Source organism: Mycobacterium sp. 1274756.6 (assembly GCF_001668625.1).
Taxonomy (GTDB): Bacteria; Actinomycetota; Actinomycetes; order Mycobacteriales; family Mycobacteriaceae; genus Mycobacterium.
On sequence record NZ_LZLJ01000042.1, the window covers coordinates 15,181 to 27,678 of the forward strand.

The window sequence follows — 12,498 nt, forward strand, 5'->3', positions numbered from 1 at the left end:
CGCCTACACGACGCCGCTGATCTGGCGGCCCGCGGCGACCGCCTCCAGCACGGTGCGCATCGATTCGGCGCTTTGGCGCCAGGAGAATTCGGCGCTGCGGGCCTGGGCTTTGCCGCCGAGTTGGTCGCGCAGCACCGGGTCGGTCAGTAGTTGCCGTAGCGCCGCGGCCAGCTGGCCGCGGTCGTCGACCAGCAGCCCGGTCACCCCGTCGACGATCGAGTCGCACAGCCCGCCGGAGGAGCGGTAGCCGATGGTGGGCACCGCGTGCTGGGCCGCTTCGATCACCGCCAGCCCCCACCCCTCTTTGCGGGACGGCAGCAGCTGCACCCAGGAGCGTTGCAGCAGCGCGTGTTTCGTGTTCTCGTCGACGTGGCCGTGGAAGGTGACCGCGTCGCGGATGCCCAGCCGGTCGGCGTGTTCGACGAGCCGTCGCCGCCACCAGCCGTCACCGATCACGTCCAGGTGCACCGCCGGGAGCTGCGGGCGCAGCGCCGCGACGGTGTCCAGCGCGTCTTCGATCTGCTTGTGCGGCACCAGCCGGGACAGCACGACCACCCGCGGCTGCGCGGAGCGGGCCGCGGCCAGCGACTCCGCCGGTGCGCGGTCGAGGCCGTTGCGCACCACCGCGATCCGGTCCGGCTGCACCCCGAGTTCAACCAGGTCGCGCACCGAGGGCAGCGAGACCGTCAGGTACTGGTTGCGCCGGTGCAGTCGCGGGGAGAGCCGGGATTCGACGAACCAGCCGACCCGGCCCATCAGCTTCCCGGCCATCGGCCACTGGGCGCGGTGACAGTGGTGCACCAGCACCACCACCCGGCGGCCGTAGAGCAGCCGGGCCAGGAACGGCACCCCGTTCTGGGTGTCGACGACCACGTCGGGGCGCACCCGGCGCAGCGGGCCGACCCGCAGTCGGGCGCCGGCCATCGCCGCCAGCGCCCGCAGGTAGACGGTGTAGCGGCCGCCGGCCCGTTCGATGCGCACCCCGTCGACCACGTCGTGGCGTGCCACCCCCGGGTAGCGGGCGGTGCGCAGGGTGACCGCGACGCCGGCGGCGGCCAACTCCGCGCCGATGCGTTGCAGGTAGGTCTCGCTGCCGCCGCCCTGCGGATGGCCGGTGTCGCGCCAGCACAGCAGCAGCACCGAGCCGACCCGGTCGGGGGTCGAGCGCGACGGCTCGACTCCCGGCGGCTCGACGGCGGCGGTTGGCATCGGGGTCCAGCCTAATGGTCGCCGTAGGCTGAGCCGTGATGGCCGGTTCCTCGTCAACCGCCCGCTTCGCGGGGCGGGCCACCCTGCGCCGCTCACTGCGGTTGCTGGGCGCGTTCCGCTACGAACAGACCGAACCGGCCCGCTTCTACGGCCCGCTGGCCGCCGACACCGCGACCATGGTGTGCGATCTGTGGCGCGGCCTCCACGGCGAGCCGGCCGCCGGGCGCACCGTGCTCGACGTGGGCGGCGGCCCGGGCTATTTCGCGGCGGCGTTCGCCGACGCCGGGCTGCGCTATATCGGGGTGGAGCCGGACCCCTCGGAGATGCACGCCGGCGGGCCCGCCGGGCCGTCGGCCGCCACGTTCGTGCGCGCCTCGGGCATGGCGTTGCCGTTCGCCGACGCCAGCGTGGACATCTGTTTGTCCTCCAACGTCGCCGAGCATGTGCCGCGCCCGTGGCTGCTCGGCGCCGAGATGCTGCGGGTGACCCGCCCGGGCGGGCTGGCCGTGCTGTCCTACACGGTGTGGCTGGGGCCGTTCGGCGGCCACGAAATGGGCTTGTCCCACTATCTGGGCGGGGCGCGCGCCGCGGCCCGCTACACCCGCAAACACGGGCATCCGCCGAAGAACAACTACGGCTCGTCACTGTTCGCGGTCTCGGCTGCCGCCGGGCTGGACTGGGCCCGGCACAGCGGGGCGCTGGTCGCCGCTTTTCCCCGCTACCACCCGCGATGGGCGTGGTGGCTGACCCGGGTGCCGGTGCTGCGCGAGTTCGCGGTGAGCAACCTGGTGCTGGTGCTGCAACCGCCTGACTGAAACAGGTTCTAATCTTGCCGTGGGCTGAGTAGGGTGTGACCTACGCCGCCGAGAGCGAGCCCGGCAGCGACCCCGGTAACGACCAAGGAGCACCCACGCCATGCCCGAGAGCACCCCCACCGAGTACGACAAGCTTTTCCTCGGCGGAACCTGGACCGAGCCGTCCACCGACGAGGTCATCGAGGTGCACTCCCCCGCCACCGGCGCGTACGTCGGCAAGGTGCCGCTGGCGGCCAAGGCCGACGTCGACACCGCCGTGGCCACCGCCCGCGCCGCCTTCGACAACGGGCCCTGGCCGGCCACCCCGCCCGCCGAGCGCGCCGCGGTGATCGCCAAGGCGGTCACGCTGATGGAGGAACGCAAAGAGCTGTTCACCAAACTGCTGGCCGACGAGACCGGCCAACCGCCGGCCATCGTCGAGACCATGCAGTGGCTGGGCGCGCTGGGGTCGCTGACCTACTTCGCCGGCGCCGCCGACGACGTCACCTGGCGGGAGACCCGCAACGGCTCCTACGGGCAGACGCTGGTGACCCGCGAGCCGCTCGGTGTGGTCGCCGCGATCGTGGCGTGGAACGTGCCGCTGTTCCTGGCCGTGAACAAGCTGGGTCCGGCGCTGCTGGCCGGGTGCACGGTGGTGCTCAAGCCCGCCGCGGAGACCCCGCTGTCGGCCAACGCGCTGGCGGAGGTGTTCGCCGAGGCCGGCCTGCCCGAGGGGGTGCTGTCGGTGGTGCCCGGCGGCGTGGAGACCGGGCAGGCGCTGACCGCCAACCCCGACGTGGACTGCTTCAGCTTCACCGGCAGCTCGGCGGTGGGCAAGGAGATCGGCAAACGCGCCGCCGACCTGCTCAAGCCGTGCACGCTGGAGTTGGGCGGCAAGTCCGCCGCGATCGTCCTGGAGGACGTGGACCTGGCCACCGCGGTGCCGATGATGGTGTTCTCCGGGGTGATGAACGCCGGGCAGGGCTGTGTGAACCAGACCCGGATCCTGGCGCCGCGCTCCCGTTACGAGGAGATCGTCGACGCGGTCAAGGGGGTCGTGGAGGCGTTGCCGGTCGGGCTGCCCGACGACCCGGCCGCCCAGATCGGCCCCCTGATCAACGAGAAGCAGCGCGCCCGGGTGGAGGGCTACATCGCCAAGGGCATCGAGGAGGGCGCCCGGCTGGTCTGCGGCGGCGGGCGCCCGGAGGGCCTGGACGACGGGCACTTCGTGCAGCCGACGGTCTTCGCCGACGTGGACAACAAGATGACCATCGCCCAGGAGGAGATCTTCGGGCCGGTGCTGTGCGTCATCCCCTACGACAGCGTCGACGACGCGGTGGCCATCGCCAACGACTCCGACTACGGCCTGGCCGGCAGCGTGTGGACCAGCGACGTGCCCCGCGGCATCGAGATCTCCCAGCGGGTGCGCACCGGCACCTACGGCATCAACTGGTACGCCTTCGACCCGGGCTCGCCGTTCGGCGGGTTCAAGAACTCCGGCATCGGCCGGGAGAACGGCCCGGAGGGCGTGGAGCACTTCACCCAACACAAGAGTGTGCTCATGCCGATGGGCTACACGATGGAGGACTGAGCCGGCGGTCCACGCTCAGCGGGTTCGCGTCGGGCAACCGGCCCGATCCGCCGGCGCCTGGTGCTGGGCCCGGTGCCGCGACAGGTTGAATTGGTACCACGGTTCAATCCCGACCGCACCGATCTCGGCCTGCACGCAACGCCGCGTCGGCTCGGGCAGCGCCGCCACCGCGGGCAGTGCGTCCGGGGAGAGCTGCCCGAGGTAGGCGGTGTCCAACTGCCCGGTGCGCGCCGCGCGGTCGATGTTGTGTTCCGCGATGAACCGGTCCGGGTTGATCAGCGCCAAGCCGAGCACCGCCAGCGCACCGGCGTGCAACACCGCGTGGGGCAGCCACCGCCCCGACATCCGGACACCGGCCACGCACACCAGAACGAACGCCGCCGCCAGCCAGAACTCCACGGTGATGACCAACAAGCGCAGCTCGGTGAACCCGTAGGCCTGCTGGTAGAGCCACATCCGATGCACCGCCGAACCGACGATCACCACCGACAGCGCACACAGCGTCCCGATCAGGATTCGGAGGAGCCGACGATCGGCCGGTGTGCTCCGGCCGGCCACGGTCACCGTCGCCGCGATCACCAGCAGCGTCAACGCCGAGACCGCCAGCAGCTGCCAAAAGCCCTGCCGGGCGTACTCGGCATAGGTCAGGCCCGCGGTGTCCAGCACATGCCGGTGCCCGCCGAACAGCACGCTGAGGTGCACCGTGAGAAACGCGGCGACCAGTAGGTCCAGCGCCGCCAGTGGCACCGCCCACTCCCAGCGGGCCACCGCGGACCGCGGCGACCAGGTCAGTCGACCGAGCCGCGGCGGGAACCGCAGCAGGTAGGCACCGAACAGCACGAACGCCGCCACCACGGCGAACACGCCGGCGCGACCGGCCAGGTCGGGACCGTCAAGGCGCGGCGTCAACGCGTCGATCAGGTGGGCGAAGGCGGCATCCGCGCCGGCGAACAGCAGACCGAACACCGTCAACAGCCCCGCGGTGACGGCCAGCACCAGCAGGATTCGCCACAGATCGCGCCGCCCGCCGGGCACCGCGATGTCCCGCATCGATCGTCGGGTCCAGCCGGCCACCCGCGCGGTCAGCACCCAGGGCAACAGCGGTCCGACCAGCACCGAGCCCCAACCGGTCCCCCCGACCAGCGTGCACCAGCCGACCATCCAGGCGCTCGCGACGCAGAGTGTGTTCACCCACTCGGCGGCCAGGACCGCGGGCACGGTCAACAGCGTGAGCGTCAGAGCTATGCCGCCGCGCTCGGCGCGGGTGGGCATCCGCCCGGCGGTGCCGTAGACCGCGCCGAACACCAGCAGCCCGGCCAGCAGGTAGCCGATGCTGAACACGCTCACCCGCCACACCAGCGTGCCCGCGAGCGCGGCGGCCGCGGCGGCCGCCACCACCTTCGCCGGCGCGGCGGCGATCGGCTCGGCCGGCCAGATCCGGCGCGGCCAGATCGTCCAGCCCGGCTCGCCGGGCTCCGGCAGGCTCGGGCCGTGCAGCGGACCCGGAGCCGGGATCACCACCGTCACGCGGTGCCCCGCTGTTCCCGGCTGAGCGCACGGATCCGGTGCATGGAACCGACCCTAAGGGGCGGGCGGGGACCCTTCCCGCAGAGATTGCGCGGACTTGGACGCCGGGTCGCTCCGCGCTCGGCGGCGTCGGACCCCGCACGAATCGGTCGGGCGTAGCCCGCCCCGGCGCCGGCTCAATCCGTGGTTCACTGGAGCCATGGGCTTCGACCAGTACCACGAACCGGCAGCCGAACTCTCCGCGGAGACCCGCACCTTCGCCCGGATGTGCGCGAACCTCACCGAGGAGGCGGAGGCGATCAGCTGGTACAGCCAGCGCATGTCGATCGAGCCGGACGCCGAGTCCCGGGCGATCATGGCCAACGCGCTCGGCGAGGAGTACAAGCACTTCTGCATGGACCTGGAGTTCCTGCTGCGCAAGACCCCGCAGTGGCGGGCGATCGCCAAGGGCATCCTGTTCCGCGACGGCGACATCGTCGAGAACGGGGAGAACGCCGAAGCCGCCGCCGAGGGCGAGGAGGTGGGCTCCGGTGCGGGCGGCACCCTGGACGTGGGCAGCCTGAAGGGTCAGCAGCAGTAGCCGGCCCGACGGACTAAAAGGCCTCCTCGGCCAGGTCCATCACGGCCAGGTCGACGTTCTCGGCGGTGGCGCGCTCGTCGGTCAGGCGGGGCAGCACGTTCTTGGCGAAGAAGTTGGCCACCGCGACCTTCCCGGCGTAAAAGTCCCGGTCGGCGGCGTCGGGGCTCTTGTCCAACGCCTCCAGCGCCACCTCGGCCTGCCACAGCAGCAGCCAGCCGATCAGCAGGTCCCCGCAGGCCAGCAGGAACGGCACTGATTTCAGTGCCAGCCGGTAGAGCTGGCGGGCGTCCTCCTGGGCCCCCATCAGGTAGCCGGTGAGCGCGGCGGTCATCGCCTGCACGTCGTCGACGGCGGTCGCCAGCCGGGCGCGGGCGTCGGCCAGCTCGGGCCGGGCGTTCTCCGCGTCGAGGAACCCGCGGATCTGCTCGACCACGTGGGTCAGCGCGACCCCGCGGTCGCGGGCGATCTTGCGGAAGAAGAAGTCCTGGGCCTGGATCGCGGTGGTGCCCTCGTAGAGCGAGTCGATCTTGGCGTCGCGGATGTACTGCTCGATCGGGTAGTCCTGCAGGTAGCCGGAGCCGCCGAAGGTCTGCAGCGACTCGGTCAGGTACTGGTAGGCGCGTTCGGAGCCCACCCCCTTGACGATCGGCAGCAGCAGGTCGTTGACGCGGGCGGCCAGTTCGGCGTCCGCGCCGGAGACGGTCTCGGCGACCTGGGGGTCGTGGTAGGCCGCGGTGAACATGTACAGCGCCCGCAGGCCTTCGGCGTAGGCCTTCTGCATCATCAGGGCGCGCCGCACGTCGGGGTGGTGGATGATCGTGACCCGCGGGGAGGTCTTGTCGGTCATCTGGGTCAGGTCCGCGCCCTGCACCCGGGTCTTCGCGTACTCCAGCGCATTGAGGTAGCCGGTCGACAGCGCCGAGATCGCCTTGGTGCCCACCATCATTCGCGCGTACTCGATGACCTGGAACATCTGGGCGATGCCGCGGTGGCTGTCGCCGACCAGCCACCCGGTGGCCGGCACCCCGTGCTGGCCGAAGGTCAGCTCGCAGGTGGCTGACGCCTTCAGCCCCATCTTGTGCTCCAGGCCGGTCACGAAGACCCCGTTGCGTTCGCCGGGCTCCCCGGTCTCGGGGTCGGGCAGGAACTTGGGGACCAGGAACAGGCTCAGGCCCTTGGTGCCGGGCCCGGCACCCTCCGGGCGGGCCAGCACCAGGTGCATGATGTTCTCGAACAGGTCGTCGGTGTCGCCGTTGGTGATGAACCGCTTGACCCCGTCGATGTGCCAGGTGCCGTCGGGCTGCTCGACGGCTTTGGTCCGCCCCGCGCCGACGTCGGAGCCGGCGTCGGGTTCGGTGAGCACCATGGTGGCGCCCCAGTTGCGTTCGATCGCCAGGGTCGCCCAGTGTTTCTGCTGTTCGTTGCCGAGGGTGTAGAGGATGTCGGCGAACAGCGGGCCGGCCAGGTACATGAAGACCGCCGGGTTGGCGCCGAGCGGGAATTCGCTGATCGCCCAGGCGACCATGGCCGGCGCGGGCACCCCGCCGACGTTCTCGGAGAGCCCGATGCGGAACCACTCGCCGGCCTGCCACGCCCGCAGCGATTCCTTGAACGGCTCCGGTAGGTGGACCCGGTGCTCGTCGGGATCGAACGTGGGCGGGTTGCGGTCGGTCTCGGCGTAGGACTCCGCGGTGGGCCCCTCGGCGAGGCGGGCCGCTTCGGCGAGCATCTCGCGGATCGTCTCGGCGTCCAGTTCCTCGAACTCGCCGGAGCCGAGCACCTTCTCCAGGGTGAACAGTTCGAAGAGGTTGAACTCCAGATCGCGCACGTTGCTCTTGTAGTGGCCCATGACGACACCTTTCGGGTTCGACTGATGCCGAGCGTAGCCGTTCACGGCGGCGCCGACGGCGGCGTTGGCGCGGAAAGCCCGCGTCCGGCGCGACGGCGGGCGGGATCGCCGCGGTGAGGCAACACACAGTGCCCCGATTGGCCCCGAAATTAAGAGAACTCTATGATTAGACGTGCTTAATGGGTCGGTGACGGCCCGGAGAGGAGGCGCGACGATGTGGACGATCGAACTCAACGTCGCAGGTCACCGGTTCACCAATCGGGCCACCGACCGCACTCCCCGCCGCCCGGGCTCGCCCCGGCGCCGGCGGCGGGGCGCACACCGCCGCGGTGTGCGCCAGCACCTGGCCCGCGGCCTGAGCCGCGCCGCGTGACCCGCTGAACCACAAACGGCGCCCGCGACCTGTTGGTTGCGGGCGCCGTTTCGCTGTTCGTCGGGTCGGCTCGTCGGGTCAGCTAGTCGGGTCAGCGCCGACCGAGCATCAGCCGCCACACCTCGGGGCCGCGCTCGATGTAGCTGACGACCAGACCGCCGCCGGACCGCTGCTCCAGCTGGTGCAACAGCGGGATCGGGTCGTGGTGGGCGATGAGCTCCATCGCCGCCCCGGGCGGGACCGCGTCGAAGGCGCCGAAAACGGTGGCGTGCCGGATCGCGTGCGGGATCTGGCGCACGTCGAGCACCGGAATCTCCGACTCGTTCTCCGCGCAGGTGCAGGTGTGGCCGCCGTGCGCGTCGTCGCCGTGGCCGACCAGCGCGGTCAGCCCGGCGGCCAGGTCGGCGACCGACACCTCCCGGTCGGCGGCGAGCACCGGCAGGATCCGGTCGGACTCGTCGCCCAGCTGCGCCTCGAGCAGCACCCGCAGCGCGTGGGCGTCGGCGGCCGCCCGCACCGGGGAGCGTTCGGTGCGGATGCGTTCCACCAGCACACCGAGGCCGCGCTTGCGGGCGATCAGCGACTCGATCAGCGGCCGGATCCGGTCGGTGCGCGCCGCGGCCGGGTAGAGCCGCTCTTCGGCGGCGGCGAGCTGCGGCAGCAGGTCGTTGGCGGCGAAGCCGAGCAGGGCCGCCCGGGCGCCTTCGACGTCGCCGCCGCGCTCGACCGCCGACAGGATGGTGTCGGTGAGCATCGCCACCCGCCCGATGGTCTCCGCGTGGTGGTTCTTCACCGCCTCAACCGCTTCGCCGTCGGCCGCCGTGGACGCGACAATCACCTCGTTGGCAGACATGTGTCGGCCTCCTCTCCGCTGGGTGGATCTAGCTCGGTGGGTGCGGCTCACCCGGTGTGGCCGAACACCCCCGAATTTACTACAGTTATTTCCGTGGAAAACCCCGGGTTGCTGGGGCCGGCCCCGACGCCCGCCCCGGTGGCGCAGACCCCGCTCTCCGCGCAGCGTTGGGCGGTGCTCGACCAGGTCCGCAACCGCGCGCCGGTGCGGGTCGCCGATATCGCGGCCGCCTTGGGGTTGCACACCAACACCATCCGCGAGCATCTCGAGGCGCTGGTCGAACTCGGGCTGGTGGAGCGCACCACCGCAGCGACCGGTGGGCGCGGACGCCCCGCCGCGCGGTACCGGCCGACCGCGACCGATCCGGCCGTGCAGGGCGGCGCGTTCGCCGCGCTGGCCACCGTGCTGGCCGGTCAGTTGGCCCGGGTGAGCCCGGAACCCGAACGCGACGCGGAAAGCGCCGGCGCGGACTGGGGGCGCACGCTGGTCGAAGCGGGCGGCGCGAGCGAACCCCGCCGGGTTGTGTTGGATGCCTTGGCCCGCTTGGGCTTTGCCCCCGATGAGCAGTCCGACAAGGCGGGCGGGGTGGCGTTGCGCCGCTGCCCGCTGCTCAGCGCGGCCCGCCGGCATCCCGAGATCATCTGCCGGGTGCACCGGGGGATCGTGGTGGGCATGCTCGAGGAGTTGGGCGCACCGGCGGACGCCGATCTGGTGGCCTTCGCCGAACCGGGCGCCTGCCGGCTGAGGCTGCCTGTCCGGGCCTGACCGGCCGTAGAGTGGCGGTATGAGTTCCCAACGTACCCGGTGGGGCCAGCAGACCCTGTTCGACCGGGCCAACGTCGCCGCCTACAGCTACGGGGTGGAAAACGCTTGGATCGCCCGGCCGTTCGGCCGGCTGGTCTGGGGTACCGACGTCACCATGTTCTACGACGCCATCGCCGACCTCGGTGGCCTGCCCGACGGCGCCGCCGTGCTCGACATCCCGTGCGGCAGCGGGGTCGCGCTGCGGGGCCTGCGGCCGGCGCAGCGGTTGCGTTACGTCGCCGCGGACATCTCACCGGACATGCTGAGCCGCGCCCGGCGCCGGGCCGCGGAACTCGGCGACCTCGACATCGAATTCGCCATCGCCGATATCGAGGCATTGCCGTTCGGGGACAACGAATTCGACGTGGTGGTGTCGTTCAACGGGCTGCACTGCCTACCGGATCCGGCGACCGCGGTCGCCGAACTCGCCCGGTGCCTCAAGCCCGGCGGCCGGCTGGTCGCGCTCGCGGTGGTGCGCGGCGCCGGGTGGCGTCACGATCTGGCGATCGAGGCGTTGCGCCGAGCCGGGGTGTTCGGTCCCGGCGGCACCGCGGCGGAGTTGCGGCGTTGGCTGACCGACGCCGGGCTCACCGTGGACACGCTGCGCTGTTCCGGGGCGCTGGCGCACGTGACCGCGCACCGCTGAGGCGGGCGGCCGCTCACCGCTCGGCGCGACGCCAGCGTGCGCACAGGAAATCGCCGTTGACACCGGACTCGGCCAGCGCCCACTCCGAGCGCACCGGCAGCACCGGTGCCCCCGAGCCGAGGGTGCAGGGCGCGTAACTGACGACCACCTCGTCGACCAGACCCGCGGCGACGAACTGGGCGGCCACCACTCCCCCGCCGACGATCCACACGTCCTTGCCGTCGGCGGCCTCGACCAGTTCGGGGTGCAGGTCGGTCACCGCGCCGTCGAAGGTCCGCACCGGGTGGGCCGGGCGGATGATCCGCGGGCGTCGGGTCAGCACCCAGGTCGGTTGCGGGTACATCCAGTCGTGCGGCTCGCGGGCCGCGATCCACTCGTAGGTCGCCGAGCCCATCGCCAGCGCGCCAACGCTTTCCGCGAAACACCGGTAGCCGAACGGGGCGTCCGGGTCGATGGCGCGGCCGGTCAGCCAGTCCAGGCTGTCGGCGTCGTCGACGATGAAGCCGTCGAGGCTGGCGGCGGTGTAGTAGACGGTGGCCATGGCCGTCGAGCCTAGGCCCGGCCCGTCAGCTGTCCAGCACCTCCGCGACCCGGGCGGCCAGCCCGTCGATCCCGTACACCGGCAGGCCGAACCGGTCGGCGAGTACGTCGAGCACCTGCTCGGCGGAGTCCAGCCGGGTCCGCTCGGTGTGGCCGTCGCGAAGGTGCACGGTCAGGTGCCGGCCGCGCAGGTTCCAGCGCGCATCGGCGGTGGTGATCGCCGCGCTCAGCCCGGTGACGAACTTCGACTCCGGATAGGTCGAGACGTACCAACTGCCCACCTGCAGGTCGATCAGGGGGCGCGGGACGGTGCTGAAGGTGTACAGCGGCGTCCAGCCAGCCGGCAGCCGGGTCTCCAGCAGGTAGCCGCCGCCGCGGCGGCGCAGCCGGTAGTCCTCGTGGCGGGTCTGCTGGGCCGCGTCGGGACGCAACCGGATCGGCGAGGTCAGGGTCTGCCCGCCGAATCCGACATCGACCAGCCACGGATCCTCACCGCCGTCGTCGCCGGGCAGCCGCACCGCCAGCGCCTGATGGGTCTCGGCGGGCGGCGGGCCGTCCGGCCCCTCCGGGTTTCCCCACACCACCCGGGCGCCCAACGCGTCGACGCCGAACCCCAACTCCGCCAACACATACCGCAGCAGCGTGTTGTGTTCATAGCAATAGCCGCCGCGCCCGGCGGTGACCAGCTTCGCGGTCAGCGCGGCCGGACCCAGGTCGATCACCGGGACACCGCACAGCGGATCGAGGTTTTCGAACGGGATGTGCATGGTGTGTCCGATCACCAGCGCCGCCAAGGTGTCCGCGGTGGGATCGGTGGGTCCGTCGTAGCCGATGCGGTGCAGGTAGGCCGCCACGTCGACGCCGGTTTCGCTCACCTCGCCGATGGTATCGGCCGGGGCCCCTGGGTAGGATTGGCGGCCTTATGAGTGCACGTGAGAGCGATCGTTCCGAAACCGCCAAGTGGGATCCCGGCTTCACCGAGCGGGTGATGGGCTGGCTGCGTCCGGTGGTCAAGGGCTACCACCGCGCCGAGACCCGCGGTCTGGAGTCGTTCCCGCCCGGCGGCGCCCTGGTGGTGGCCAACCACTCCGGCGGACTGTTCGCGATGGACGTGCCGGTGTTCGCGACCGGCTTCTACGAGAAGTTCGGCTACGACCGGCCGGTCTACACGCTCAGCCACGACATCCTGCTCACCGGCGCCACGGCGGACTTCTTCATCCGGATGGGCTTCATCCACGCCAACCACGAGAACGCCGAGGCCGCGCTGCGCTCCGGCGGCGTGGTGGTGGTCTTCCCCGGCGGAGATTACGACGTCTACCGGCCGACCCTCTCGGAGAACGTCATCGACTTCGACGGCCGCACCGGCTACGTGCGGGCCGCGCTCAACGCCGGCGTGCCGATCGTGCCGTCGGTGTCCATCGGTGGCCAGCAGAGCCAGCTGTTCCTGTCCCGCGGCGAGTGGCTGGCCAAAGCGCTGCGGCTGGACAAGCTGATGCGCGCCAAAATCTTGCCGGTGTCGTTCGGGTTCCCGTTCGGCCTGTCCGCGGTGGTACCGCCGAACCTGCCGCTGCCCACCAAGATCGTCACCCAGGTGCTGGAGCCGATCGACATCGTCGCCGAGTTCGGCGAGGACCCCGACATCGAAGCCGTCGACGCCCACGTGCGCTCGGTGATGCAGGACGCCCTCGACGAACTGGCCGCCGAGCGCCGCTTCCCGGTGATCGGCTGACCC

Annotated in this window: 12 protein-coding genes; 6 read left to right on the forward strand and 6 right to left on the reverse strand. The window is 71.6% G+C overall.

The annotated features are described in order from the left end of the window. Nucleotides 1–3: 3 nt before the first annotated feature. Nucleotides 4–1,140, reverse strand: coding sequence for a glycosyltransferase family 4 protein (locus A5643_RS05295; protein WP_231995465.1), 1,137 nt, complete (start codon nucleotides 1,138–1,140; stop codon nucleotides 4–6). A 107-nt stretch (nucleotides 1,141–1,247) separates the two neighbouring features. On the opposite strand from A5643_RS05295, the gene A5643_RS05300 reads away from it, so the two are divergent. Both A5643_RS05300 and A5643_RS05305 read left to right on the forward strand, forming a co-directional pair. Further along, nucleotides 1,248–2,024 (forward strand): class I SAM-dependent methyltransferase, encoded by a 777-nt coding sequence (locus tag A5643_RS05300; protein WP_066852655.1) that lies wholly within the window; start codon nucleotides 1,248–1,250, stop codon nucleotides 2,022–2,024. Between the two features lie 100 nt (nucleotides 2,025–2,124). Further along, nucleotides 2,125–3,594 (forward strand): aldehyde dehydrogenase, encoded by a 1,470-nt coding sequence (locus tag A5643_RS05305; RefSeq protein WP_066852657.1) that lies wholly within the window; start codon nucleotides 2,125–2,127, stop codon nucleotides 3,592–3,594. A gap of 15 nt (nucleotides 3,595–3,609) precedes the next feature. Here A5643_RS05305 and A5643_RS05310 read toward each other — a convergent pair whose 3' ends face one another. Beyond that, a complete protein-coding gene (locus tag A5643_RS05310; RefSeq protein ID WP_231995464.1) occupies nucleotides 3,610–5,121 on the reverse strand; it encodes a DUF4153 domain-containing protein in 1,512 nt (503 codons plus the stop codon). Nucleotides 5,122–5,320: 199 nt separating this feature from the next. On the opposite strand from A5643_RS05310, the gene A5643_RS05315 reads away from it, so the two are divergent. After that, entirely contained in the window at nucleotides 5,321–5,701 is a 381-nt protein-coding gene (locus tag A5643_RS05315) for a ferritin family protein (RefSeq protein WP_197497656.1), read from the forward strand. 13 nt (nucleotides 5,702–5,714) lie between these two features. Here A5643_RS05315 and A5643_RS05320 read toward each other — a convergent pair whose 3' ends face one another. Next, nucleotides 5,715–7,550: an acyl-CoA dehydrogenase gene (locus A5643_RS05320; RefSeq protein WP_066852660.1), complete on the reverse strand. Its 1,836-nt coding sequence runs from the start codon at nucleotides 7,548–7,550 to the stop codon at nucleotides 5,715–5,717. A 464-nt stretch (nucleotides 7,551–8,014) separates the two neighbouring features. Further along, nucleotides 8,015–8,776 (reverse strand): DUF2249 domain-containing protein, encoded by a 762-nt coding sequence (locus tag A5643_RS05325; protein WP_066852663.1) that lies wholly within the window; start codon nucleotides 8,774–8,776, stop codon nucleotides 8,015–8,017. A 93-nt stretch (nucleotides 8,777–8,869) separates the two neighbouring features. On the opposite strand from A5643_RS05325, the gene A5643_RS05330 reads away from it, so the two are divergent. After that, nucleotides 8,870–9,541: a helix-turn-helix transcriptional regulator gene (locus tag A5643_RS05330; RefSeq protein ID WP_066852666.1), complete on the forward strand. Its 672-nt coding sequence runs from the start codon at nucleotides 8,870–8,872 to the stop codon at nucleotides 9,539–9,541. 19 nt (nucleotides 9,542–9,560) lie between these two features. Next, nucleotides 9,561–10,226 (forward strand): class I SAM-dependent methyltransferase, encoded by a 666-nt coding sequence (locus A5643_RS05335; RefSeq protein WP_066852669.1) that lies wholly within the window; start codon nucleotides 9,561–9,563, stop codon nucleotides 10,224–10,226. Between the two features lie 13 nt (nucleotides 10,227–10,239). Here A5643_RS05335 and A5643_RS05340 read toward each other — a convergent pair whose 3' ends face one another. Beyond that, nucleotides 10,240–10,767 carry a dihydrofolate reductase family protein gene (locus A5643_RS05340; RefSeq protein WP_066852671.1) on the reverse strand — a complete coding sequence of 176 codons (528 nt, stop codon included), beginning with the start codon at nucleotides 10,765–10,767 and terminating at the stop codon, nucleotides 10,240–10,242. Nucleotides 10,768–10,792: 25 nt separating this feature from the next. Beyond that, a complete protein-coding gene (locus tag A5643_RS05345) occupies nucleotides 10,793–11,641 on the reverse strand; it encodes an arylamine N-acetyltransferase family protein (protein ID WP_066852674.1) in 849 nt (282 codons plus the stop codon). Nucleotides 11,642–11,688: 47 nt separating this feature from the next. Here A5643_RS05345 and A5643_RS05350 point away from each other — a divergent pair, with 47 nt between their 5' ends. Beyond that, complete coding sequence (locus A5643_RS05350; RefSeq protein ID WP_066852677.1) at nucleotides 11,689–12,495, forward strand: 1-acyl-sn-glycerol-3-phosphate acyltransferase; 807 nt, start codon at nucleotides 11,689–11,691, stop codon at nucleotides 12,493–12,495. Nucleotides 12,496–12,498 lie beyond the last annotated feature (3 nt).